Origin of the sequence: Streptomyces sp. NPDC050528 (assembly GCF_044457795.1) — a bacterium.
Lineage (GTDB): Bacteria > Actinomycetota > Actinomycetes > Streptomycetales > Streptomycetaceae > Streptomyces.
The window spans coordinates 324,643-348,959 of sequence record NZ_JBITHH010000009.1 but is presented as its reverse complement, the minus strand read 5'-3'; the positions used below and the strand labels follow the sequence as shown (position 1 = coordinate 348,959).

The 24,317-nt window shown below is 70.8% G+C and carries 23 protein-coding genes and 1 pseudogene; 10 read left to right on the top strand and 14 right to left on the bottom strand.

Annotated elements, in window-relative coordinates; all coding sequences use genetic code 11:
* Positions 1 to 7: 7 nt before the first annotated feature.
* Together ACIBK4_RS30750 and ACIBK4_RS30745 are read right to left on the bottom strand one after the other, a co-directional pair.
* Positions 8 to 790 carry an SDR family oxidoreductase gene (locus ACIBK4_RS30750; RefSeq protein WP_398999809.1) on the bottom strand — a complete coding sequence of 261 codons (783 nt, stop codon included), beginning with the start codon at positions 788 to 790 and terminating at the stop codon, positions 8 to 10.
* 95 nt (positions 791 to 885) lie between these two features.
* Positions 886 to 2,109 carry an acyl-CoA dehydrogenase family protein gene (locus tag ACIBK4_RS30745; RefSeq protein ID WP_398999807.1) on the bottom strand — a complete coding sequence of 408 codons (1,224 nt, stop codon included), beginning with the start codon at positions 2,107 to 2,109 and terminating at the stop codon, positions 886 to 888.
* Positions 2,110 to 2,347: 238 nt separating this feature from the next.
* Between ACIBK4_RS30745 and ACIBK4_RS30740 the strand changes: the two genes are divergently transcribed.
* Entirely contained in the window at positions 2,348 to 3,628 is a 1,281-nt protein-coding gene (locus ACIBK4_RS30740; RefSeq protein WP_398999805.1) for an FAD-dependent monooxygenase, read from the top strand.
* Between the two features lie 394 nt (positions 3,629 to 4,022).
* Here ACIBK4_RS30740 and ACIBK4_RS30735 read toward each other — a convergent pair whose 3' ends face one another.
* A complete protein-coding gene (locus ACIBK4_RS30735; protein WP_398999803.1) occupies positions 4,023 to 4,361 on the bottom strand; it encodes a putative quinol monooxygenase in 339 nt (112 codons plus the stop codon).
* Between the two features lie 25 nt (positions 4,362 to 4,386).
* Positions 4,387 to 5,460: pseudogene (locus tag ACIBK4_RS30730) on the bottom strand (alkene reductase).
* A gap of 118 nt (positions 5,461 to 5,578) precedes the next feature.
* Between ACIBK4_RS30730 and ACIBK4_RS30725 the strand changes: the two are divergent.
* Entirely contained in the window at positions 5,579 to 5,950 is a 372-nt protein-coding gene (locus ACIBK4_RS30725) for a MerR family transcriptional regulator (protein WP_398999801.1), read from the top strand.
* Between the two features lie 69 nt (positions 5,951 to 6,019).
* Here the strand turns inward: ACIBK4_RS30725 and ACIBK4_RS30720 are convergent, their stop codons facing one another.
* A complete protein-coding gene (locus ACIBK4_RS30720) occupies positions 6,020 to 6,184 on the bottom strand; it encodes a hypothetical protein (RefSeq protein ID WP_398999799.1) in 165 nt (54 codons plus the stop codon).
* Between the two features lie 305 nt (positions 6,185 to 6,489).
* Here ACIBK4_RS30720 and ACIBK4_RS30715 point away from each other — a divergent pair, with 305 nt between their 5' ends.
* The gene (locus ACIBK4_RS30715) at positions 6,490 to 7,641 is read left to right on the top strand and encodes an acyl-CoA dehydrogenase family protein (RefSeq protein WP_398999797.1); all 1,152 of its coding nucleotides are present in this window, start codon (positions 6,490 to 6,492) and stop codon (positions 7,639 to 7,641) included.
* On the opposite strand, the gene ACIBK4_RS30710 is transcribed toward ACIBK4_RS30715, so the two are convergent.
* The 6 genes from ACIBK4_RS30710 to ACIBK4_RS30685 form a co-directional block, all read right to left on the bottom strand.
* Entirely contained in the window at positions 7,635 to 8,225 is a 591-nt protein-coding gene (locus tag ACIBK4_RS30710; protein WP_398999795.1) for a PaaI family thioesterase, read from the bottom strand. The genes ACIBK4_RS30715 and ACIBK4_RS30710 overlap by 7 nt on opposite strands.
* A 16-nt stretch (positions 8,226 to 8,241) precedes the next feature.
* Positions 8,242 to 9,216 (bottom strand): LLM class flavin-dependent oxidoreductase, encoded by a 975-nt coding sequence (locus ACIBK4_RS30705; protein ID WP_398999793.1) that lies wholly within the window; start codon positions 9,214 to 9,216, stop codon positions 8,242 to 8,244.
* Positions 9,213 to 11,630 carry a GNAT family N-acetyltransferase gene (locus tag ACIBK4_RS30700; RefSeq protein ID WP_398999791.1) on the bottom strand — a complete coding sequence of 806 codons (2,418 nt, stop codon included), beginning with the start codon at positions 11,628 to 11,630 and terminating at the stop codon, positions 9,213 to 9,215. Before ACIBK4_RS30700 ends, ACIBK4_RS30705 begins: the two co-directional genes overlap by 4 nt.
* Before the next feature lie 14 nt (positions 11,631 to 11,644).
* On the bottom strand, positions 11,645 to 12,724 hold the full coding sequence (locus ACIBK4_RS30695) for an amidohydrolase family protein (protein ID WP_398999789.1): 1,080 nt from the start codon (positions 12,722 to 12,724) through the stop codon (positions 11,645 to 11,647).
* An 84-nt stretch (positions 12,725 to 12,808) separates the two neighbouring features.
* Positions 12,809 to 13,774, bottom strand: a complete 966-nt coding sequence (locus ACIBK4_RS30690) for an electron transfer flavoprotein subunit alpha/FixB family protein (protein WP_398999787.1) — start codon at positions 13,772 to 13,774, stop codon at positions 12,809 to 12,811.
* A gap of 39 nt (positions 13,775 to 13,813) precedes the next feature.
* The gene (locus ACIBK4_RS30685) at positions 13,814 to 14,575 is read right to left on the bottom strand and encodes an electron transfer flavoprotein subunit beta/FixA family protein (protein WP_398999785.1); all 762 of its coding nucleotides are present in this window, start codon (positions 14,573 to 14,575) and stop codon (positions 13,814 to 13,816) included.
* 163 nt (positions 14,576 to 14,738) lie between these two features.
* On the opposite strand from ACIBK4_RS30685, the gene ACIBK4_RS30680 reads away from it, so the two are divergent.
* The 7 genes from ACIBK4_RS30680 to ACIBK4_RS30650 are packed head-to-tail and all read left to right on the top strand — an operon-like array spanning position 14,739 to position 21,648.
* Positions 14,739 to 16,061: a phenylacetate--CoA ligase family protein gene (locus ACIBK4_RS30680; protein WP_398999783.1), complete on the top strand. Its 1,323-nt coding sequence runs from the start codon at positions 14,739 to 14,741 to the stop codon at positions 16,059 to 16,061.
* Entirely contained in the window at positions 16,061 to 16,795 is a 735-nt protein-coding gene (locus tag ACIBK4_RS30675) for a hypothetical protein (protein ID WP_398999781.1), read from the top strand. The genes ACIBK4_RS30680 and ACIBK4_RS30675 overlap by 1 nt, the downstream gene beginning before the upstream one ends.
* Positions 16,796 to 16,797: 2 nt before the next feature.
* Complete coding sequence (locus ACIBK4_RS30670) at positions 16,798 to 17,709, top strand: SDR family oxidoreductase (RefSeq protein ID WP_398999779.1); 912 nt, start codon at positions 16,798 to 16,800, stop codon at positions 17,707 to 17,709.
* 4 nt (positions 17,710 to 17,713) lie between these two features.
* Positions 17,714 to 18,157 carry a Zn-ribbon domain-containing OB-fold protein gene (locus ACIBK4_RS30665; RefSeq protein WP_398999777.1) on the top strand — a complete coding sequence of 148 codons (444 nt, stop codon included), beginning with the start codon at positions 17,714 to 17,716 and terminating at the stop codon, positions 18,155 to 18,157.
* Complete coding sequence (locus ACIBK4_RS30660; RefSeq protein ID WP_398999775.1) at positions 18,154 to 19,302, top strand: thiolase family protein; 1,149 nt, start codon at positions 18,154 to 18,156, stop codon at positions 19,300 to 19,302. The genes ACIBK4_RS30665 and ACIBK4_RS30660 overlap by 4 nt, the downstream gene beginning before the upstream one ends.
* Before the next feature lie 13 nt (positions 19,303 to 19,315).
* Complete coding sequence (locus tag ACIBK4_RS30655; protein ID WP_398999773.1) at positions 19,316 to 20,536, top strand: acyl-CoA dehydrogenase family protein; 1,221 nt, start codon at positions 19,316 to 19,318, stop codon at positions 20,534 to 20,536.
* Positions 20,533 to 21,648, top strand: coding sequence for an acyl-CoA dehydrogenase family protein (locus tag ACIBK4_RS30650; RefSeq protein WP_398999771.1), 1,116 nt, complete (start codon positions 20,533 to 20,535; stop codon positions 21,646 to 21,648). The genes ACIBK4_RS30655 and ACIBK4_RS30650 overlap by 4 nt, the downstream gene beginning before the upstream one ends.
* 58 nt (positions 21,649 to 21,706) lie before the next feature.
* Here ACIBK4_RS30650 and ACIBK4_RS30645 read toward each other — a convergent pair whose 3' ends face one another.
* Genes ACIBK4_RS30645 through ACIBK4_RS30635 form a run of 3 tightly spaced genes read right to left on the bottom strand, consistent with a single transcriptional unit; the run spans position 21,707 to position 24,316 of the window.
* Complete coding sequence (locus ACIBK4_RS30645) at positions 21,707 to 22,864, bottom strand: acyl-CoA dehydrogenase family protein (RefSeq protein ID WP_398999769.1); 1,158 nt, start codon at positions 22,862 to 22,864, stop codon at positions 21,707 to 21,709.
* A 10-nt stretch (positions 22,865 to 22,874) separates the two neighbouring features.
* The gene (locus ACIBK4_RS30640; protein WP_398999767.1) at positions 22,875 to 23,408 is read right to left on the bottom strand and encodes a DoxX family protein; all 534 of its coding nucleotides are present in this window, start codon (positions 23,406 to 23,408) and stop codon (positions 22,875 to 22,877) included.
* Positions 23,405 to 24,316 carry an SDR family NAD(P)-dependent oxidoreductase gene (locus ACIBK4_RS30635; RefSeq protein WP_398999765.1) on the bottom strand — a complete coding sequence of 304 codons (912 nt, stop codon included), beginning with the start codon at positions 24,314 to 24,316 and terminating at the stop codon, positions 23,405 to 23,407. Before ACIBK4_RS30635 ends, ACIBK4_RS30640 begins: the two co-directional genes overlap by 4 nt.
* Position 24,317: the final 1 nt, after the last annotated feature.

Sequence of the window (24,317 nt, the reverse complement as noted above, 5' to 3'; positions counted from 1 at the left end):
GGCGCCGTCATCGCATGAACAATCCGCCGTTGACGTCGAGCGTGGCGCCCGTGATGTACCCAGTGTCTTCCCCCGCCAGATGCCCCACGAGTGCGGCCACTTCCTCCGGCCGCCCGAACCGCCCCACGGGAATCCGCTCGGCCGCACGCTTCAACGCCTCGGCGGGAAGATCGTCCATCACGGGCGTCTCCACGGCCGCGGGAGCGACGGCGTTGACGGTGACGCCGTGGGGAGCGAGTTCCTGGGCGAAGACCTTGGTCAGCACCAGCACCCCCGCTTTCGCCGCCGCGTAGTGCGGACCGGCGACCAGTCCGCCCTGCTGCCCCGCCAGCGACGCGAGGTTGATGACTCGGCCCCAGCCGCGCTCACGCATCGCCGGTGCGCAGAGGCGGGTGAGGACGAGGACGCTGCGCAGGTTGGTGGCCATGAGCGCGTCCCACTCGTCCAGTTCGACGTCCCACACCGAACCGGGCGCCGTCCGCGCCGCGTTGTTGACCAGTACATCGGGGCTGCTCCATGCCGAGGCCACCGCGCGCACCGCGAGCTGGGATTGCTCGGGGTCGCTGACATCGGCGTGCACCGCCATGCTCGAATCCCCTTCAGGATCAAGGGATTTGGCCAGGGTGCGGGCTCCGGTGTCGTCCTGGTCCAGCAGTGCCACGCGCAGGCCGCGTCGGTGGAGTTCGGCGGCGATGGCGGCACCGATGCCACGGGCGGCGCCGGTGACAAGCGCGACCTTGCGGTCCGCTGCCGGTCGGATCGGGCCTGTTGACGGTTCGGGTGCACCCACCGGTTCGGGTCTCCTTCGTGTTCGCTGCCGGGATCGGACGACGTCGGCATATCGGTACGTGGGCATGCCGGTATATCGGTATGTCGGTACAGGGGTCAGACGACGTCGGTGTGGGGGAGCGGCCGGCCGAGCAGGACACGGCCGTAGAGCTCCCGGCTGGTCTCGACGCTCAGGGCGGCGTGGCGGGAGGCCGTGCCGATGTCGCGCCAGGCGCGTTGCAGCGGTGAGGTGTCGGAGAAGCTGCTCGCGCCGGCCGTGTCGAGCAGGAGGCTGACCGCCTCGCGGGCGCAGCGCATCGCGTGGCTGCCGTCCATCCGCAGCCGTGCCCGGGTCTCCAGGTCGGGGCGCCGTCCCTGGCATGCGGCCTCGTCGATCTCGTCGGCCGCGCGCCGTACGTGGAGTCTGGCCGTGTCGATCAGGGTGGCTGCCTGGGCGACGTTCAGCTGGTGAGGAGCCGCCTCCGCCGTGTGGGAGTGCAATGGCGAGACGGACCGCTTTCCGCCCGCGAGGTCCCGGACGACCAATTCGAGGGCGCCGCGCGCGATGCCTACGCCCGTCCCGACCAGCGGCAGATTGATGGACAGCGGGAAGACGACCCGGGCCTCGCCGGGATGCCGCTGGATGCCGATGCCGTCGGCGATCTCGGCGAACGACACGAACCGCTCGTCGGGGACGAAGAGTTGATGCGCCACCGCCGTTCGGCTGCCGGTGCCGCGCATGCCGGCCATGTGCCAGGTGTCGGCCACGGTCAGCTCGGACGCGGGGACCAGGGCCAGCCCGCGTTCCGGCCGGCCGCGGTCCTCGCGGACGATGCCCAGCAGCACCCAGGCCGCGTGGTCGATGCCGGATATCCACGGCCACCGCCCGTCGAGTTCGAGACCGCCGGGTACCGCCGTCACCGAACCGGAAGGATTGGCGGCTCCGCAGAGCAGGGCGTCGGGATCCGACTCCCAGACCAAGGTGCGCACCGCGTCGGGCAGTTGAGAGGCGAACAGCGCGGCCCCGTAGGCGATGCCGACGAGCCATGAACTCGACGCGCACCCCGCCGCCAGCTCGGCACACACGTCCACGGCCGTGCGCACACCGGCGCCATGGCCGCCGTAGCGGCGCGGTGTACCCAAGGTGAACAGCCCCGCGTCACGCAGGGCCTTCACGCTCGGCTCGGCCAACGACCGCTGCTGCTCGGTCTGTTCGACGTGGGCCGAGACGAGCGGCGCCATCTCCCGTGCCACCTGGACGAGTTGGGCCTCGGTGACGGGTTCGGTGACGGTCTCGTCGGCACGCTCCGGTAAGTGGTCCTGGCTGTTTCCGTGAGGCATCGGGGTTTCCTTTTCTGGCGTCTGATCCGCAATGGGCGGTGCTGCTCCGAGCGGGATCGAGCCGCCGCGCAACAACATCATCTTACCTGGAGATGACTCCTCCGGATAAGCTGCGTCGGTATCCGCGGCGGGGAGTCGTTCTTGTCGCACCAGCTCAACAGCCAACCGGGCAGGCCGAGTTGGTGCGGCTGTCGGACCCTGAACGCAGCCGTCGGACCCTGAACACAAGGGAGAACACGTGAAGATCGTCGTGGTGGGCGGCGGGGTCGCCGGACTCGTCACCGCTCTGAGCCTGCACGCCGCGGGAATGACCCCGCTCGTCTGCGAGTCCGCCCGCGAGCTGCACGCGGTCGGCGTCGGCATCAACCTGCTTCCCCACGCCGCACGCGAACTCACCGAACTCGGCCTCGGGGACGCCCTGGACGCCATCGCGCTGCCGCCGGAACGACTGGTCTACTGCGACCGTCAAGGACGCCCGATCTGGGAGGAGCCGCTCGGCCTGGCGGCCGGCTACCGGTGGCCCCAATACTCCGTCCACCGGGGCGAGTTGCAGATGCTGTTGCTGGACGCCGTCCGCACCCGGATCGGGCCCGACGCGGCCCGCACCGGCATGGCCTTCGAACGCTTCGCGTACCAGGAGCCGTCCCGGCACCAAGAGTCGTTCCAACACCAAGTGCCAGGCGTCGCAGCGCACTTCGCGGACCGGCACACCGGCGAGCCCGTCGTGATCGAGGCCGATGTCCTCGTCGGCGCCGACGGCATCGACTCCCGGCTGCGGGCCCAACTCCACCCCGGTGAAGGGTCCCCGCGCGGGAACGGCGTTCAGATGTGGCGGGGCATGAGCCGGTACCCGCACATCCTCGGCGGACGGGCGATCGTGGTGGCCGGCGGTCGACCCGGGGACAAGTTCGTCGCCTACCCTGTCGCCGACCCGGCGGTCGAGGGCGGACCCACGCTGATGAACTGGGTGCTGGAGATCCGCCGCCCGGAGCCCGACGAGAAACTCGACCGCTCCCACCGCCCGATCCCGACGGAGGAGGCGCTGGCCGAGCTCTCCGGTTGGGACCTGCCCTGGATCGACCTGCCCGAACTGATCCGCGGCTCCACCGGCATCTACGAGTACCCGATGGTGGACCGGGACCCGCTGCCACGCTGGAGCTTCGGCCGGGTGACACTGGTCGGCGACGCCGCCCACCCCATGTACCCCATGGGCATGAACGGCGGCTCCCAGTCGATCGTCGACGCGCGTGTCCTGGCCTGGTCGCTCTCCCGGCACGACGATCCGGTACGGGCCCTGGGACAGTACGAGCACCTGCGCCGCGAACCCCTGAATCAACTGGTGCTGGCCAACCGCGAGTTGGGCCCGGAGAAGATCATCGCTCTGGCCGAGGAGATCGGCGGCCGGGTGCCCGTGGAGCAGGCGACGGCTGTGTCGCAGGGGTACAAGGAGCTCGCCGGGTGCACGACCGCCGTACTCAACTCCCGGGATTCCTGGTCGGTTTCGCCGGTCATGCCATGAGGGTCGGCCTCCTTGGTGAGCCTTTTCTCCGCGATCTGGAGGGGGTGTAGGTCAGCGTCTTGAGCGGCACAGGGCCTGCGGTGGAAGCGACTGCGGGGAGCAGGTGGCTGGCTCGTGATGTGATCGCCGCCAGAGAGGCGGCAAGTGCCGTGCGGACAGGGCTGGTTGTGGAACTTTCCCTGCGTGGCCGGATGCGCGCCGGAGATCCGGAAGCCTGGCGGCTCCGGGAGAATTCGACTTCCTGGGCTCGGCGGACGGGGCGCTGCTGGATGTCGGGGTCGCGGACAAGGCAGGCGGACGCCGGCCGCGTAAGTCTCCGCCGCGCCCCGGCTTTGAGACCCAGGTCGTGGAGCGGACGGCGGCCGCCCGTCCCACGTCCGCTCCGGTTCTCGGCTCAGGCCGAGGGGTCATTCTCGTCGGCGGCGAACCTGCGCACCTCATTGCGTATGCGTGGGCCCCACTTGGTGAGGAGCGCGGTGATCTCCGGTGTGGCCACATGCCGGTCGAGGGCCTCCTGGGAGGCCCATTGTTCGAGCACCGTGACGGCTCCGGTCGCCGCGTCCTCCACGCAGAACGACATCAGCACGTTCCCCGGGTTCGCCGCGGCGAGCGGGTACGACGTCGCCCGTGCCTCGGCGACGAACGACTCGACGTCCTCGGAGGGAACGAAGACCCGGCCGGCGATGATGACCGAAGTCCGGGCGTTGTCCTGGGACTTGTTCAGCGCGTTCATGGATCTTCCTCGTCCTTCGTGTCCATCAGGCGGCGTACTGGTAGGCGGGGTAGGTGAGATAGCCGGCGTCGCCGCCCTGGTAGTACGTGGCCGGGTCGGCGGGCGCGAGCGGCAGGCCGGTGCGGAGCCGTTCGACCAGGTCGGGGTTGGCGAGGAAGGCACGGCCGAAGCTGATCAGGTCCGCGCCCAGGCCGAGCCAGTGGTCGGCGGCGGCCCGGTCGGTCTGCTTGGGGCCCATCGGGACGGCCGGGTTCACGACCAGGCTGCCCGGGCCAGGCGCGGCGCAGCCCGAGCAGCACCTCCTCCTCGGCGGTCGCCTCCAGGTGCACGTAGGCGAGGTCGAAGTGGGCGAGTTCGGTGAGGAGGGCCGCGTACAGCTGCGGGACCTCCGTCTCCTCCACGCCCCAGAAGGTGCCGCCGGGGGAGAGCCTGATCGCGGTGCGGGCCGAGCCCACGGCGTCCACGGTGGCGGCGACCGCCTCGACGGCGAAGCGGATGCGGTGGGCGATCGGGCCGCCGTAGTCGTCGGTGCGCAGGTTGGCGTTGGACGACAGGAACTGCGAGATCAAGTAGCCGTTCGCGCCGTGCAGTTCGACGCCGTCGAAGCCGGCGTCGACGGCGCGCCGGGCGGCTTCGGCGTACGAGCGGGCCTGCTCGGGCACCTCGGAGAGGGCCAGGGCGCGAGGTGTCGGTGCGGGTCGCAGTCCGGTCGGGGTGAACACGTCGCCCACGGCGGCGACGGCCGACGGTCCGACCGGCCGCAGGCCCGTGGTGTCGGGGTGGGAGACCCGGCCGCCGTGCATGATCTGGGCGAAGACGCGCCCGCCGTTGGCGTGCACGGCGTCGGTGACGGGTCGCCAGGACGCCACCTGTTCGCCGGTGTACAGGCCCGGCGTGCCCGGGTTGGACTGCCGGACCAGGCTGGGCTGCACCCCCTCGGTGACGATCATCCCGGCACTGGCCCGCTGGGCGTAGTAGGCCGCCATGGACGAGGTGGCCAGGCCCCCGGGAGCGGCCCGGACCCGGGTCATCGGGGCCATCACGACCCGGTTGGCAGCTCCAGGGCGCCGAGGCGGTGGCGGTCGAACAGCGTGGTCATGCCGGAACTCCTCCGTATGTAGGGAGGGCCCGGGAAGAGCGGGCCCTCCCGGTACGCTAAAACCTGACATCAATGTGAGATGCAAGTCCTGGGCCCACGTCACCATCGGGAGAGTGAGATGCGGATCGGTGAACTCGCGGCGCGGAGTGGAGTGAGTGTCCGTTCGTTGCGCTACTACGAGGAGCAGGGACTGCTCGTCAGCACCCGCAGCGCCGGCGGGCAGCGGCACTTCACCCACGACGACATCGGGCGGGTCGACTTCATCCAACGCCTTTACGTGGCAGGGCTGTCCAGCCGCACCATCCTCGAACTGATGCCGTGCCGCGACTCGCCCAGCGACGAGAACTCCGACGCCGCGCTGGAACGCATGGCCACCGAGCGCGACCGACTCTCCACCCACATCACGGAGTTGCTGCACACCCGCGACTCGCTCGACGGTCTGATCACCGCAGCCCGGGCCGACCGCGAGGGCCGCCGGACCGCCGCATGAATCCGGGGCAGGGCGGCGCCGATGGGGACGCCGATCTGCTCCGATGCGCAGAGCCCGTCCGGCGGATGTTCAGGCGAGGAACCCGTCGGTGACCTCGGCGAACCTGCCTGGATCCTCTGCGGCGACGAAATGCCCGGTAGGGGCGACCGTGCCCCGCGCATTGTCGGCGTGCGAGGCCAGGGCCCGGGCGGTCGAGGTGCCGGAATGGGCTGTGCCGATGGCCAGGGCGGGCATGGGCAGCTTCTTCTCGGCTTCTTCTCGGCGAGCAGCGCGCGGTTTTTGCGTCGGTCCTCCAGCAGAGTGCGGTAGTGCTCGAAGCCGCCACGTAGCCGCTCCCGGCCGGTGTACTCGTGTGCGTAGGCGGCGAGGGCGTCGGGACTGAAGGTGCCCGGACAGGCGATCCGCCGGGTTCGGGGGCATGGATCATGTCAACGCTGTCGAGATGTCGGCGGTGGGAGCTGTATTCCGGCCGGGCCACCCTATCCGCTAACATAGAATAATTAGCTAGATGAATAGCCTAGTGCTGTCGAGGAGTGGCCGTGGACTTCGGGCTGACCGACGAGCAGGACCTGTTGCGCGCGACGGCACGGCAGTTCGTCGCCGACGTGTGCCCGGCCGAGAAGGCCAAGCAGTGGGACGAGGAAGGCGTCGTGCCGCCCGAGTTGTTCCGCGGTATGGCCGATCTGGGGTGGTTCTCCCTCCCGTTCAGCGAGGAGGAGGGCGGCGACGGCGGCGGCCCGCTCGAACTCGTCCTGATCGCCGAGGAGTTGGGGCGGGCCAGCTTCGACGTCGCCATGTGCTACATCGGCGTGCTCATCCCGGGGATCACCGTGTTCCGGTGGGGCAGCGAGGCGCAGCGCGACTTCATCCGTGAGCAGGTGATGACGGGACGGCACCGCCTCGCCGTCGGCCTCAGCGAGCCGGACAGCGGGTCCGACGCCGCCGCCCTCCGCACCACCGCCGAGGACCACGGCGACCAGTTCCTCGTCCGCGGCCAGAAGGCGTGGTGCACCGGCGGCGGCCTGCCCGACACCACCATCGCAACCTATGTGCGGACCGGTCCCCGCGAGCCCAAGCACGGTGGCATCAGCCTGCTGCTCGTCGACCCCGCGACGGACGGCGTCGAGGTGCGCCGGACGCCGACGCTGGCCCGGCACATCCTCGGCACCAACGAGGTCTTCTTCAACGACGCCCTGGTCCCGAAGGAGAACCTCGTCGGCCCCCGCGACGAAGGCTGGAAGGTCATGCTCTCCAACATCGAACTGGAGAAGGTGATCATCACCGGCGGTTATCTGGGCGCCGCTCAGGCCACGTTGGACGAGATGCTGGAGTACTCCCGCACCCGGCACGCCTTCGGCCGTCCGATCGGGAACTTCCAGGCCCTCGCCCACGCCATGGCCGACCTGCAGACCGAGATCGACTCCGCCCGGCTGCTCGCGTACCGCGCCGCCTGGCTGCTCGCCCAGGGCAAGCCGTGCACCCGGGAGGGCTCGATGGCCAAGCTCAAGGGGTCGGAGACGTACGTGGCCGCCGCCCGGCTCGGGATGCAGGTGTGTGCCGGGCACGGTTTCTCGACCGAGAGCGTGATGAGCTTCCGCTACCGGGAGTCCATCGTGGCCACGATCTCCGGCGGAACCAGCCAGATCCAGCGCAACGGGATCGCCCGGAGCATGGGGCTGCGGTCCTACTGACCCGCGCCTTCTACCTGACCCGCGCCCTCGACCTGCTCCCCGCCCTCGACCTGCTCCCCGCCCTTGACGTCGCCTTCGGCCTTCTGGGCGGCCAGCCACGCCTCGTGCCGCGCGAAGTGGCCCTGGTCCCGGGTCACCCAGATCCCGGAGACCCGGGCCAGCACGGCACGCGTCGGCAGCAGGACCATCTCGCCGGCGATGTACCAGCGCCGGCCCTCCCGCCGCTCGACCCAGGCCCGGACCTCCAACGGCCGTTCCACCGGCACCGGCTTCACGAAGCTCACGCTCAACTCGGCCGTGACGCTCAACACCCGGTGCAACAGCGGGAGATGACCGAGACAGTCGTCCAACACGGCCGCCGTCCAACCGCCGTGCGCGACATTCGGGCCGCCCTCCTGCGAGCGCGGGCAGACGAGTCCGAAGCACGCCACGCCATCCTCGTCGAGCCGCTCGCGCTCCACGCCCAGGCGGCAGGAACCGGTGACACGGCAGGCACCGCACAGCGCCACCCCGCCCTGGGTGCGGGGCGGCTCCTGGAAGTCCGACCCCGCCCACACTCCGGTCTCACCGGTTCCCATCGACATCCTCGAACTCCTCGTGTCAGACATCGGCTAGCAGCGGGCGCAGCTTCCCCGCGATCAGCTGGACTTGGCGGGCGACCATCTCCTCGGGCATCCCGGCCAGCGAGGCCCACAGGAACACCCCTTCGACCGGCAACCCGGCGACGTACGCCTTGATGGCCTCGGCGGTGTCCTGCGGGGTGCCGTAGAGGAACTGACCGACACCTGTCGCCTGGAGCCCCGTCTCCCGCCACTTCTCGGGATCGATGGGGCGGGGAGCGGGCTGGTCGGTCCCCTCGACCATGTACCGGCGGTAGCTGTCCCACTGGTACGCCAGGTGCTTGCGCACGACCGGCCAGTCGCCGTCGGGGTCCTCGGTGACGAACGTCGTGAACGAACCCTGCATCCGGGCCGTCGACACGTCGTAACCGCTCTCGGCGAGCCCCTCCCGGTACGGCGTGAGCAGGGCAGGGTTGAGGGACAGCAGCCCGGTGCCCAGCCGTCCGGCCCGGCGTGCGCCCTGCGGGCCCTGGTAGCCGAGCCAGATCGGCAGCGGGTCCTGGACCGGGCCGGGGGTGACCAGGGACTCCGACCACAGGCCGCGGATCTCCCGCACCCGCTGGTCCGTCGTGGAGTAGCGCTTGGCGAGGTCGGCGCCGTACAGCTGGTACTCGGGTAGGCGGTATCCGGTGCCGAGTCCGAGGTCCAGGCGGCCGTCGCTGATGATGTCGACGAGCGCGGCCTGCTCGGCGATCTCGGGGGCCGCGTGCAGGGGCGCGGGGATCACCGCGGTGCCCAGGCGGACACGGCGGGTGCGGGCCGCTGCCGCGGCGGCCATGGTGAGCGGCTGCGGGAGGTATCCGTCCTCGAAACCGTGGTGTTCCGAGAACCAGACCGAGTCGAGGCCGAGCCGGTCCGCCTCCTCGCACATCTCCAGGGCGAATCCGTAGACGCGTGACCAATTCCGTTGCCAGGGCGGGGGGTTGCGCATGTCGAAGTAGATGCCGACCTTCATGAGGGGCCGCCTCTCCTTGTGTCGTCGGTGAGTTGGATCGTCGCGTGGGCCACGGCGACTCCGTCCCCGGGCGGCAGCAGCCGTACCGGACGCAGCTCCATCGACTCGATCTCGGGCAGGTCCTCGACCATCGCGGAGATCCGCAGCACGACGTCTTCGAGGGCCGTCAGGTCCACGCCCGGGCCGCCCACCCGGCCGTCCAGCAGCGGGGCCGCCCGCAGCGAGCGGATCATCTCGCGGGCGTCGCGGTCGCTGAGCGGAGTGATCCGGTGGGCGACGTCGGCCATGAGGTCGGCGTAGTCCCCGGTGAGCCCGAACGCGATCACCGGGCCGAAGACCGGGTCCGCGCGCACGGAGAGGAACGCGTCCGGGCCGTGGGAGTCCGCGTCCCGGACGGAGACGCCGTACGAGTCCAGCAACTCGGCGGCGACCTGCGGCGATACGGCTCCGGGAGCACACCCGGCGATCAGCGAGCGGGCCCGGTCCGTGTCGACCTTCGGGAGGTCCGGTATGACTCCCGCAGGGGTGCTGCGCCACGCCTGATACGCCGCCGCGTGGCCGAGCGAGGTCGCCGCGGACTCGGGGAACGCGTAGGTCGGGACAACGAGTTCACCCCGGTGCAGGAGATCGGCGACGCCCGCGCCGCCCAGGAAACTCGCCAACACCGGCTTCCCGGGGGCGGCTTCGGCCGCGTCGAGGATCGCCGCCGCCACCTCGTCGGGCTTGTCCGCCAGCGGCGGCATGAAGAGGACCACGGCGGCGTCGATGCCGTCGTCGGCCAGTACCGCGTCCAGCGCCTGCCGGTAGTGCGCGGCTGTGGCCGTCGGCGTGAGGTCGATCGGGTTGGTGACGTCCGCGCGGGGCGAGAGAGCCGTACGGAGGAAGTGCCGTACGAGCTCGCCGAGTTCGGGCACCCGCAGGCCGCTCGCCTCGCACGCTCCGACGGTCAGCGCGGCGGGACCGCCCGCGTTGGTGATCACGGCGACCCGGTTGCCCGGCGGGGGCGGCTGGTGCGCCAACAGCAGTGCTACGTCGAAGAGTTCCTGGAGGCTGCGGGTGCGGATGACGCCGGACTGGGCGAACAGCGAGTCGACCGCCGCGTCCGCGTGTCCCGGGTGCACCGCGACGATCGGCTTGCGCGGCGCGACCCGGCGCGCGATGCGGGCGAACCTGCGCGGATTGCCGAAGGTCTCGACGTGCAGCAGGACCACCGAGGTCTCGGGATCCTCCTCCCACCACTGGAGCAGGTCGTTGGTGGAGACGTCCACGGCGTGGCCCACCGACACGAACCCGGAGAAGCCGAGCCGCAGCCGCCGCGCGAAGTCGAGCACCGCGAGCCCGAGCGGCCCGGACTGACTGGACATCGCGACCCGGCCCGGCGTCGGCAGCGCGGGGGAGAAGGTCGCGGCCAGCCGGGCCGCGGGCGTCGTGTTGACCACGCCCATGCAGTTCGGGCCCACCAGCCGCATCCCGGAGGCACGGGCGAAGCGCGCCAACTCCAGCTCGGTGGACCGGCCTTCGACTCCCGTCTCCCCGAAGCCGGTCGATACGACGACCACGGCTTTGACGCCGGCCTCCGCGCACTCCCGTACGACATCGGGTACCGCGTCGGCCCGTACGGCGACCAGGGCCAGGTCCGGGACCTCGGGAAGCTCCCGGACGGTCGGATACGCCCGCGTCCCGGCGACCTGCTCGGCCCGCGGATTGACCGGGAACACCGAACCGCGGAAACCGCCCCGCAGCAGGTTGGCGACGATCTCGTGGCCGATCGTCAAGGGGCTGCGGTTCGCGCCGATCACCGCGACCGAGCGGGGTTCGAGCAGCGGTCGCAGGGAACGCCGTACGGCCGTGTGCTCGCGGCGTTCGGCGCGAGCCACGGCCTGGGCCTGCGGGTCGACGGCGATCTCGAAGTGGACGATCTGGCCGGGCGGCCCGGACTCGACCCGGAAGCCGGAGCCGAGGAACACGTTGATCATGCGGGTGTTGTCGGCGAGGACGTCGGCCTCCAGGACCCGGATGCCCCGGGTGCGCGCGGCGGCTGCGATGTGCTCCAGGAGCAGCCTGCCGAACCCCTCGCTCTGGTGGTCGTCGCGGATGGTGAAGGTGACCTCCGCGTGCTCCGGTTCCTCCGGATCACGGACGTAGCGCACCAGGCCCGCGATCTCGTCGCCGGCCAGCGCGACGAGCGCCAGTTCGTTCAGGTAGTCCACGTGCGCGCCGCGCCGGATCACGTCGTCGCGGGCGCGCACCACCGGGCCGAGCGAGCGATAGGCCAGGGTCGCCCGGGACAGTCCGCCGACGAAGGCGACCAGGCGGTCGGCGTCCTCCGGCCGGACGGGCCGGACGAAGGTCGACCGGCCGGTGCGCACGAGGCCCGGTCGTTCCAGGTCCTCGGGATACGGCGGACTGCTCATCGGGGTGTCGCCGCTCAGACGGCCGCCTCCTGGGGAGTCTGCTCGGGCAGGCTGAACAGCTCGTCGAAGGTGCCGCGGGTGACCCGCTCGCGGATGTCCGCGGACACGCCGTCGAACAGCTCGTGCAGCGTCGACTGGGTGTGGCCGTAAGTGCCTTCCAGGTGGGGGTAGTCGTCGCCCCACATCACGTTGCGGTAGCCGGTCGACTCGACGATCTCCACCGAGCTCTTGTCGTGCTGGAAGGAGGCGTACACCTGCTGCCTGATGATCTCGCTGGGCAGCCGGCTGAGCTTCGGCCGGACGAACATGCCGTGCTGACGGTAGGCCTCGTCCATCCGGTCGCCGATGGCCGGCACCCAGCCCGCGCCGCCCTCCGCGATGAGGATCTTCAGGTCGGGGTGCCGGTCCAGGGCACCGCCCGCGACCATGTGGGACACGACGCGCATGCCCGGATACGTCGTCTCCATGTAGTTGACGACGGCGCCGCCGGGCCCGCGGAAGACGACGTTCTCGCCACCGGTGCCGATGTGGAAGCCCAGGGTCAGTCCGGCCCGCTCGGCCGCTGCCCACAGCGGCTCCCAGCGGTCGAGGGCGTACTCCTCGCCGGGCCGTGTCTGGCACGGCAGGAAGACGGACTGGAAGCCCATCTCCGCCACGCGCTCGACCTCGGCGACCGCGTCCTCGACATTGGCGGTGGACACGCAGGCGGGGGTGATGATGCGCTTCTGCTTCCCGAGGACCTCGGAGTGCGCCCAGTCGTTCCAGGCCCGTACGGTCTCGCGGGCGAGTTCCCGCTCGGTGATCGACACCAGCCAGAACCCCATGGAGGGGAAGGCCAGTTGACCCCACACGCCCTCCTGGTCCAGGTCCTTCAGCCGGACCTGGAGGTCACGGGCGCCCGGTGGCCGCATGGCGTCCATGAAGTCGTTGAGCTGGCGGTCGATGCGCTCGCCGTCGATGTACAGCACCTCGTACTTGTCGCCGCGCTCACTGCGCGGCGCCCGGTCGGCGAGGCGCGGCGGCAGCGCCTGGATCCACAGGTCGTCGGGTTCCATCACATGGGAGTCCCCGGAGTTGACCCAGATCTTCGTCATGGCGCTCCTTCGGGTCAATAGATGCAATCAGTTAGCGATTTTAATCGTATCGGCCGCCGAGTGGAAGGCCGGGAAGGGTGGAGATCAGCTGCGGCGCCGCTCGATCTCCTCCACCAGTTGTGGGAGCACCTGGAAGAGATCTCCTACGACGCCGTAGTCGGCGAGTTCGAAGATCGGGGCGTCCTTGTCCTTGTTGACCGCGACGATGGTCTTGGAGGTCTGCATGCCCGCGCGGTGCTGGATCGCTCCGGAGATCCCGGCGGCGAGGTAGAGCTGCGGGGAGACCTGGGTGCCGGTCTGGCCGACCTGGTGACTGTGCGGGTACCAGCCCGCGTCGACGGCGGCCCGGGACGCTCCGACGGCCGCGCCCAGGGTGTCGGCGACGCGCTCGATGAGGGTGAAGTTCTCGGCGCCGTTCACGCCCCGCCCGCCGGAGACGACGATGTCGGCCTCGGTCAGTTCGGGGCGGTCGCCGCGCTCCCGGGGCGTGCGGGAGAGGACCTTGACGGCGGCGGAGGTCGGGCCGAAGGTGACGTCCCACTTCTCCAACTCGGCCGTGACAGGGGCCGGTTCGGGTGCGGTGGCGTTCGGCTTCACCGTGATCACCGGGATGCCCCGCGTGATGTGCGCCGTGACCTGGTGGGTCGCCGCGAACGCGGACTGCTCGGTGATCGGGCGGCCGTCCTCGCCCGCCGTGATGTCGACCGCGTCCGTGATCAGCCCCGACTCCAGGCGGAGCGCGACCCGTGCGGCGGTCTCCTTGCCGTCCGGGCTCGACGGCGGCAGGATCGCCGCCGGGGCGGTGCTGCCGGCGATCTGGGTGAGGGCGTCGACGGCCGGAGTGACGAGGAGTTCCTCGACCTCGGGTGCGTCCACGACGTACACCTTGTGCGCGCCGTACCGGCCGAGGGTCTCGGCCGCGGCGTCCGCGCCCGGGCCGAGGAAGACGGCCGACGGCTCGCCCAACCGGCGGGCCAGGGTGAGCAGTTCGAGGGTCGGCTTGCGGACGGTGCCGTCCAGGTGGTCGACGAGTACGAGGATCTCGGCCACGGTGCTGCGCTCCTTGGGTCGGTCGGACGGACGTGTGGCTCAGACGAACTTCCTGGCGGTGAGGAACGCGGCCAGACCGGCGCCGCCCGCGCCGTCGTCGGCGACGTTCTCTCCCTTGGTGCGCGGTGGACGCCTGGTCGCGGTGTCGACGGCGGATCGCGCACCGGTCCGGCCGACCCGCTCGGTGTCGATGCCGAGATCGGCGAGGCCGAGAGTCTCCAGCGGCTTCTTCTTGGCGGCCATGATCCCCTTGAAGGAGGGGTAACGGGCGTCACCGGAACGGTCGGTCACCGAGACCACGGCCGGCAGCGCGCTGCGGACCCGCACGGTCGCGGAATCGCTCTCGCGGCGGCCGGTCACCGTGCCGTCCTCCACCGTCAGTTCCTCAAGGTGGGTGACGGCGGGGACCCCGAGCCGTTCGGCCAGCAGCGCCGGTACGACGCTCATGGTGCCGTCCGTCGAGGCCATCCCGCACAGGACGAGGTCGAAGCCCTGGCGCTCGATCGCCCCGGCCAGTACGAGCGAGGTGCCGAACACGTCGCTGCCCGCGATGTCCTCGTCGCTCACGTGGATCGCCGAGTCGCCGCCCATCGCGAGCGCCTTGCGCAGGGCGTCCTTCGCGTCGTCGGGGCCGACGGTGAGGTAGGAGACCTCGACGTCTTCGCCCGACTCCGCGATCCGCAGGGCCTGTTCGACGGCGTACTCGTCGAGTTCGGACAGCAGCGAGTCGACCGAGGCGCGGTCGGTGGTGCCGTCCTCGGTGAAGGTGCGGTCCGCCGTGGCGTCGGGCACGTGCTTCACGCAGACAACGATCTTCACATCGCCCTCCCGAGGGTCTAATGAGTGCTAATAGTTAACTATATAGATCGAGCGAGCGCGAGACTTCCCCGAGATTCAGTCGAATTAGTTGACTGATTGCGCTGATAGCTGGAAGATCTGGGCAGCTGAGCCGCGAGGAGGCGCCATGGCCGGGGACAGGGACACCGCTGACAGGTACTTCGAGCCACAGGTGGAGACCATGGCCCGGGACCAGCTGCGGGCACGGCAGGAAGAGCGGGTGGTGGAACTCGTCGAGTACGCCTACGCGAACTCCGCCTTCTTCCGAGCACTTTGGGACGAGCACGGGGTGCACCCGCGCGACGTCCGCACCCTCGACGACTTCCGGGCCCGCATCCCGTTCATCACCAAGGACATGGTGCGCGCCCACCGGACCCGCACCGGCGATCCCTTCGGCGGACTGCTCTGCGTCCCGACCGAGGAACTGACCTCGGTCTCCTCCAGCTCGGGCACCACCGGCGACCCGGAGTTCTTCGCCGAGATCTGGGAGGACGCGCCGCCCCTGGTCACCGCGCAGGTGCGTGACCTGTGGGAACTCGGCCTCCGTCCCGGAGACCGGGTGCTGAGCCCGCCCGGCACCTTCCGCAACCTCATGGACCCCGGCTACCAGGCGCTCGGCGCGGTCGTCATCGAGGTGGACACCTGGCTCGGGAAGATGGACGAGGTCGTCGAGGCCCTGCGCACCTACCGCCCGGCCTACCTCCAGATGATGTATCCGCAGATGGTGGAGCTGGAGCACCTGGCCGGCCGGACGGACCTCAAGGAGGCGTTCTCCTCCCTCAAGGGTGCCTCCTGCGCCGGGCAGCCCCTCAGCCGGAAGATGCGCGAGCGGATCCGCGAGGACTGGGGCATCGACGTCTACGAGTACACCAGCGCCGCCGACACCGGCACTGCCTGGGAGTGCCGCGAGCACGACGGCTTCCACCTCTGGGAGGACACCGTCTTCGCGGAGTGCGTCGAGGTCGACGAGCACGGCTGGCGCGACGCGGCGGAGGGCGACCTCGGCGAACTGGTCGCCACCGACCTCGACAACCGGGCCGCGCCGCTGATCCGTTACCGCAGCGAGGACCTCGTCCGCCTCTCCCGCGACCGCTGCGGCTGCGGGCGCACCCACGCCCGGATGTGGGTGGCCGGCAGGCGCGGCGACGAGACCCTCGTCCAGGGGCGTTCCGTGGTCCTGCGGGACATCTGGCAGGCGGTCGAGGACCAGCCCGAGACCGTGGCGGGCGTCTTCCAGATCGTCCGCGCCGGACGCGAGGTCGACGAACTGCGGCTGCGCGTCGGCTACGACCCCCGGCTCACCGACGACGTCGACGCCCTGGCCGGACGCCTGGGCGAGGCCGTGCGCGAGCGGACTGGCGTCAAGCCCGTGCTCGACATGCGCACCGAGGAGGACCTGTTGAAGACCATGACCAGCGTCGCCAAGTTCCCCCGGGTGGTGAAGAGTTGATGACCCGCGCCGACACCCTGGCCCGGGCCCGCACCCTCGACCGGCCCGAACTCGCCTACCTCGTACGCTTCCCCACCGCCGACGGCATCCGGGACGTGGAACTGAGCTGGGCGGAACTCGCCCGCGACACCGACTGGGCCACCGCCAGGCTGCGGGACCACGGACTGGCCGCGGGACAGCGGGCGTTGCTGACCACCTCCGGCTTCGAGGGCTTCTGGGGCCACGCCGTGATCGGCGCCCTGCGCACCCTGAAGGTGACGTACGGCATCGCCGAGGCGATGGGCTGGGACCACCGCAGGACCGCGGTCTTCCACCGCGAACTCGACCCGCACGCGGTCATCGGCCTGTCGGCCGAGACCCTTGAGGGGCTGGCCGGTGCGGCCGACGTCGGTGAGATGTTCCGGACGACGTCGGTCGTGCTGGCCCGGCCCGCCGCCGTACCGGTGCTGCGCGGGGTGGGCGTGTCCGCCGCCCTGATCGCGACCGTCGGACCGGCCCTCGCACTCGAGTGCCCCGAGCGAGGCGGCGCGCACGTCAACGCCGCCGAGTGGCGGGTCGGTGTGCGGGACGGGCAACTGTCCGTGGCGGCGGGGGAGGAGCGCACCTCGCTGCTGCCCGAGACCCCGCTCGGCATCGCCGGGCGCGTGCTCACCGGCCGCTGCGCCTGTGGCAGCGAGGATCCGCGGGTCCTCTTTGCCGGGACCACCAACCAGTCACCGTCATCGAGGAGTTGAGGATGTCCGAAGGAGTGGTCGACGGCCGGGTCGTGGTCGTCACCGGCGCCGGCAACGGGATCGGCCGGGCCCACGCCCTGGCCTTCGCCGCGCACGGCGCGAAGGTCGTCGTCAACGACCTGGGCGGCGCGCGCGACGGCGGAGGCACCTCGGCCGGGCCCGCCCAGACCGTGGTCGACGAGATCGTCGCGGCCGGCGGCGAGGCCGTGGCCAACACGGACGACATCTCCGCCTGGGACGGCGCCGGCCGGCTCGTCCGACAGGCCGTAGACACCTACGGCGGCCTGGACGTCCTGGTCAACAACGCGGGCATCCTGCGGGACCGGATGATCGTGTCGATGACCGAGCGGGACTGGGACAGTGTGATCGCCGTCCACCTCAAGGGCAGCTTCGCCACCCTGCACCACGCCGCCGCGTACTGGCGCGAGCGTGCCAAGGCCGGTCACGGCAACGACGCCCGGGTCATCAACACGACCTCCCCGTCCGGCATCTTCGGCAACCCCGGCCAGTCGAACTACGGCTCCGCCAAGGCCGGCATCGCGAGCCTCACCGTCATCGCCGCCGCCGAACTCGCCCGCTACGGCGTGACGGTGAACGCCATCGCGCCCACCGCGCTCACCCGGCTGACCGAGGACATCGAGATGATGAAACGGGCCGCCGAGGCGCAGGACCTCACCCCCGAAGCCATCTCCCCGCTCGTCGTGTGGCTCGGCTCGGCCGCCTCGCGCGAGGTCACCGGCCGGGTCTTCGGCGTCGTCGGCAACCGCATCACGGTCCTGGAGGGCTGGGTCAACGGACCCGGCGCGAGCGCGGAGTCGCGCTGGACGCCCGAGGAACTGACCTCGGTCGTCCCGAACCTGGTGGCCAAGGCGGCTCCGAACGCCGACGCCCTGGGCAACCGGAACGGGGCGTGAAGACATGACGACCACTCAAATACCAGTAGCCGAGGGCCTGTTCACCTGGCCGCCCGACGAGAGCACGCCCCTCAGGCTCATCGGCTCCGAGTGCACGGCCTGCGGACTGGTGAGCTTCCCCGCCGCATCGGACTGCGTCCGCTGCGCGAGCACGGAGGCCAAGGAACGGCTCCTTGCGGACCGCGGGACGCTCTGGACGTACACCACCCAGGACTTCAGGCCGCCGTCCCCGCCGTACGACGGCCCCGAGGCCTTCGAGCCGTACGCGGTCGGGTACATCGAACTCCCCGGCGAACTGCTGGTCGAGGCCCGCCTGACCGAACCCGACCCGGACAGGCTGCGGATCGGGCAGGACATGCGGCTGACGCTCGTGCCGTACCGCGTGCAGGAGGACGGCACCGAGGTCATGACGTTCGCGTTCGCCCCGGCCGAGGAGGAGACACCGTGACAGAGGCCGTCATCATCGGCGTGGGACTCCATCCCTTCGGCCGGTTCCCCGGAAAGCCCGCACTGGACATGGGCGCGGACGCGGTACGGCTCGCGCTCGCCGACGCGGGCGTCAACTGGCCGCAGATCCAGGGCGGTTACATCGGCAGCTACGAGGTCGCCAACCCGGACGCCATCGTCGCCCGGCTCGGCCTGACCGGCGTACCCCTGCGCGGGGTGTTCAACGGCTGCGCCACCGCCGGTACTTCGGTGGCGCTGGCCGCCCGCGCCATCGAGACCGGCGAGCACGACCTGACCATCGCGATCGGCCTGGACAAGCACCCGCGCGGGGCGTTCGCCGCCGACCCGTCCGTGGCCGGCATCCCCTCCTGGTACGGACAGACCGGCCTCTTCCTCACCACCCACTTCTTCGGCATGAAGATCAACCGCTATATGCACGACCACGGCATCTCCCACGAGACACTCGCGCGCGTCGCGGCCAAGAACTTCGGCAACGCGGCCCGGAACGAGAAGGCCTGGCGCCGAACTCCCCTGTCCGTGGAGGAGATCCTCGCCTCCCCGGTCCTCAACTACCCCCTCCGCCAGTACATGTACTGCGGCCCGGACGAAGGAGCGGCAGCTCTCGTGCTGTGCCGTGCCGACCAGGCCCACAAGTACACCGGGAAGCCCGTACGGATCCGGTCAACAGCCCTGCGCAGCCGCCGGCTCGGCGCCTTCGAGGTGCAGAGCCCGTCCTTCCCGGTCGGGGAGATCGTCGCGAGCCCGACCGTGGACGCCTCGCGGGAGGCGTACGAACGCGCGGGCATCGGCCCCGAGGACATCGACGTCGCCCAACTCCAGGACACCGACGCCGGATCGGAGGTCATCCACATGGCCGAGAACGGCCTCTGCAAGGACGGCGAGCAGGAACGCCTCATCGCCGAGGGCGCCACCGAGATCGGCGGCAGACTCCCGGTCAACACCGACGGCGGACTCCTCGGCAACGGCGAACCGATCGGCGCGTCCGGACTGCGCCAGATCCACGAGATCGTCCTCCAACTGCGCGGCACGGCCGGAGACCGACAGATCCCCGGCACACCGCACGTCGGCTACACCCACCTGTACGGCGCGCCGGGCGTGTCGGCGGTCACCATCCTGAGCACCTGAGGACAGAGCCAACATGGCAGACGACATGCAGGACTTCGCGGCCGAGACACGCGCCTTCCTCGACGCCCACGCGGCCAAGGCCCCCGACCGCACCGCCCCCGTCTGGGGCGAGGGCGACGACTCGATGGCCTATTTCAGCAGCCTCCCGCCCGAGGCGGAACGCGAGCACGTCCAGCGGGCGCGCGACTGGCAGCGCGTCCGCCACGAGAACGGCTTCGGCTGGATCACCGGCCCGGTGGAATACGGCGGCCGGGGCCTGACCCCCGTCCACGACCTGGTCTACGACGCCGTCGAGTCCGAGTACGACGTCGCCGACACCGGTGTGCTCAGCGTGATCGGCCTCGGCATGATCGGGCCGACGATCCTCGCTCACGCCCAACCACCCATCAAGGAGCGGTGGTTGACCGCGATGTACCGCGGGGACGCCATCGCCTGCCAGTTGTTCAGCGAACCCGGCGCCGGATCCGACCTGGCGAGCGTGGCCACCAAGGCGGTGCGCGAGGGCGACAGTTGGGTGCTGAACGGCCAGAAGGTGTGGACCTCGGTCGCCCAGCACAGCCAGATCGGACTCGCCCTCACCCGCACGAATCCGGACGCGCCCAAACATCGCGGGATCACGGCCTTCCTGGTCCCCATGGACGCCCCTGGCGTCGAGGTCAGACCGCTTCGGCAGATGACCGGCGGCGCGGACTTCAACGAGGTCTTCCTCACCGACGTCCGCGTCCCCGACGACCACCGGCTCGGCGAGGTCGACGGCGGCTGGACGGTCGCCCTGACCACCCTGATGAACGAGCGCGCGACGGTCGGCAGCGAGGGTGCGGGACCGGTGGCCGCCGCGCTGTCCCCGGACCACCTCTCGGCCCTGATGCGCGCCACCTGGACCTGGGACGACCGCGCCCTGCGCGCCCGGCTCGCGGAACTTCTCACGGACGCCCTGGCCACGGAGTACCTCAACTCCTGTGCCCTGCGCGGTCTGCGCGCCGGTGGCACGCCGGGTCCCGAGATGTCCGTCTCGAAGCTGATGTACGGCCAGAACCTCACCCGCGCCGCACACTTCGTGTCCGACGCACTCGGACCCCGGATCATCGCCGACACCGGACAGTGGGGCACCTACGCCTGGTCCGAACTGCTCCTCGCCACCCCGGCGTTGCGCATCCTCGGCGGCACCGAGGAGATCATGAAGAACATCCTCGCGGAACGCGTCCTCGGACTGCCCAAGGAGGTGCGGTCATGACCGCCGACGAGACCGAACTGCGCGAACTCAGGCTCTCCGTAAGGGAGTTCCTGGAAGCCAAGTCACCCGAGGAAGCCGTCCGTAAGCTCATGGAGAGCGAGCCGCGCTTCGACCCGGCGGTGTGGGCTCAGGCGGCCGACCAACTGCGGTTGCCGGGCCTGGTGATCCCGGAGGAGTACGGCGGTGACGGCTTCGGATTGGTCGAACTCGGTTTCGTACTGGAGGAGATGGGCCGAGCCCTGCTGTGCGCCCCCTTCTTCGCGACGGTCGTGCTCGCGGCCCAGGCCCTGCTCGCCTCCGGTGACCGGGAGGCTTGCGCACGTCACCTCCCCGGCATCGCAGCCGGCGGGACGACGGCCGCCCTCGCGGTGGCGGAGGACAGCGGATCCTGGGACCCCGCGCTGATCTCGGCGCGTGCGGTACCGGACGGGGACGGCGGCTGGAAGCTGACCGGCCGCAAGTCCTTCGTCATCGACGGTACGACCGCTGACCTGGTCCTGGTCGTCGCCCGAACTGTCGCCGGTCCCTCGCTCTTCGCCGTGGACCGGGACGCCCCGGGACTGGCGGCCCAACCGATGGAGACCTTGGACGCGACCCGGGCGATGGCCCGGCTGACGTTCGACGCGGTGCCCGCGACACTCGTCGGCTCGGACGGGGCGGGCGGGCGCACCATGGCCAAGGTCCTGGACGTCGCGTCGGTCGCCCTCGCCGCCGAGCAGTCGGGCGGGGCCCGCAGGTGCCTGGAGATGAGCACCGAACACGCCCGTACCCGGCACCAGTTCGGCCGGCCGATCGGTGCCTTCCAAGCGGTCAAGCACAAGTGCGCGGACACGCTCGTCCAGGTCGAACTGGCCGAAGCCGCCTCCCGGGAGGCGGCGCGACTGGCCGACGAGGGCTCTGCGGACTTCGCCGTCGCCGCGGCCGTGGCCCACGCCTGCTGCTCACGGGCGTACATGTTCGCGGCCATGGAGAACATCCAGGTCCACGGCGGCATCGGCTTCACCTGGGAGCACCCGGCGCATCTGTACTTCCGGCGGGCCAAGTCCTCGCAGCTGCTTTTCGGCGGGCCCGCCGTGTACCACGAGCGGCTGCTGGACCGGCTCGGAATCTGAGGCGAGCACGAAGACGAGGGCCCCGGGACTACCCCGGGGCCCTCGTCGTCGATGTCCGTCAGCCCCGGGCCGCCTCGCCCAGCAGGGCCTTCGCGATGATGACCTGCTGGATCTGGCTCGTCCCCTCGTAGATACGGAAGAGCCGGGCATCGCGGTAGAAGCGCTCGACGGCGACCCCGCGCATGTAGCCCGCCCCGCCGTGGACCTGGACCGCGCGGTCCGCGACCCGCCACACCATCTCGCTGGCGAAGTACTTCGTGCAGGACGGGCCGATCTTGGTGTCCGTTCCGGCGTCGAACGCGCGGGCCGCCTCCAGGACCGTGGCACGGCCGGCGTAGTAGTCGGTCATGGAGTCGGCGATCAGGCCCTGGACGAGCTGGAAGGAGCCGATGAGCTTCCCGGACTGGCGGCGGGTGCGGGCGTACTCCACGGTCTCGTCGACGAGCCGCTCGGCCATGCCCACGCACAGGGACGAGATGTGCACCCGGCCGTGCGCGATGCAGCCCATCGCCGTGCCGAAACCCCGGTCGAGGCCGGCCTCGCCGCCGACGAGGGCGGACGCGGGTACGCGTACGTCGTCGAAGTACACGTCCGCCGTCCAGGCGCCGAACTGGCCCATCTTGTGGTCCTTGGGCGCCACGGTGAGGCCCGAAGTGCCCGCCGGAACAAGGAAGGTGGAGATGCCGCGGGTGCGCGGGGCGTCGGGATCAGTGCGGGCGAAGACCATGAAGACGTCGGCCAGCGGGGCGTTGGTGATGTACCGCTTGGCACCATTGATCACCCACTCGTCGCCGTCCAGGTGTGCCCTGGTGGTGAGGGTCGAAGGGTCGGAACCCGCCTCCGCCTCGGTGAGCGCGAACGACGCCAGGACGTCACCCGAGGCGATCCTCGGCAACCACTCCGCCTTCTGTTCCTCCGTGCCGCCGACCATCAGGACGTGCCCGGCGATGCCGTTGTTGGTCCCGAACATCGAGCGCAGGGCCGGGGTTGTGTACCCCAGCTCGAACATCAACTGGGCCTCCTCGTACATCGACAGCCCCAGCCCGCCGTACTCCTCGGGCAGCGCGAAGCCGAACAGGCCCATCTTCTTGGCCGCCTCGCGGATCTCCGCGGGCATCTCGTCCTTCTCGTCGATCTCCGCTTCAAGCGGTACGACGCGCTCGCGCACGAAGCGCCGGACCTCGGACAGCACCGCGCTGAAGTCAGCCGCGTCCATGTCGACTCCCTTATTGCCCTTGGTTATCTGTTTCTGTCTCGTCCGGCTTCCGCTCCGGCCGGTAGCACGCGGCCAGCAGCGCGGCGGCGCTCGCCGTACCGACCCCCACGGCCAGCAACGCGGGCCCCGCGCCCGCGCGTTGGCGACGCAGGACTCCGTCCAGCGAGTATTTGCCGGGGCCCAGCGCGGCCAGGGTGACGGCCGCTCCGCCCACGACACCGACGTACTCCCAGCCGCCCTTGAAGACGAAGAAACCCTTGCCGCGATGGTCGGTTCGGGCCGCTACGGTCATCAGACCGACGGCGGCCGCCGCTGGTAGGGGATTTGCCGCGCCCAGCGTGATCCCCATGCCGGCCGCCATCTCCGTCCCGGCCGCCATACGCGCGTGCACCTCGGCGGGCCGCAGTCCGAGTGCCTCGAACCAGCCCGTCGTGCCCTTGAGCCCGCCCGGCCCGGCGACCTTGTTCCAGCCGTGCGCGAAGAGCATCGGGCCGAGGGTCGCGCGCAGGACGAGCGCGGCGACGTCGTGGCCCCGTGCCGTCACTGGCCGACTCCCGTGGCCCGTCCCGCAGGGGCGACACCGTACAACTGCGGTACGGCGTCCACGAGTTCGTCGTAGGTGAGGGCCTGGCCCGACTCGCTGGGGTGGACGGCGGCGACGGTCCAGCCCTGGAGCCGGTTCAGTCGGTTGCCCTCGATGCGCAGGACCTGGCCGGTCAGCCAGGCCGCGCTGTCGGAGGCCAGGTAGACGACGACGCCCGAGGCGTTGGCGGGGTCGCGCGGGTCGAAGCCGTCGACGGCCCGCAGCGATTCACCGACGGACAGGCCGTCCGTCATCCGCGTGGCGGCGATCGGCGAGATGGCGTTCGCGGTGACGCCGTACTTGCGCATCTCCAGGGCGGTGAGGACCGTGAGACCGGCTATCCCGGCCTTCGCGGCACCGTAGTTGGACTGCCCCTGGTTGCCGAACAGGCCGGTCCCGGACGTGGTGTTGATGACGCGGCCGGTGACGCGCTCCCCACGCTTCGACGCCTCGCGCCAGTACGCGCACGCGTGCCGGGTGAGCGCGAACGTGCCCTTGAGGTGGACCGCGATCACGGAGTCGAACTCGGCCTCGGTCATCGAGAACAGCATGCGATCGCGCACGATCCCCGCGTTGTTCACGATGATGTCGAGGCGCCCGAACTCCGCGACCGTGTCGGCGACCAGGGTCTCGGTGGCCGTCCAGTCCGTCACCGAGGCGTGGTTGGCGACCGCCTGCCCGCCGAGCTTGGTGATCTCGGCGACCACCTCGTCGGCGGGGGAGTCGCCGGTCCTCTCCCCGTGCAGGCCGGAGCCGAGATCGTTCACCACCACGGTCGCGCCGGCCTCGGCCAGCGCCAGGCAGTGCGCCCGGCCGAGCCCCCTGCCACCGCCGGTCACGACGGCGACCTTGTCGTCGAGGATGCCCACC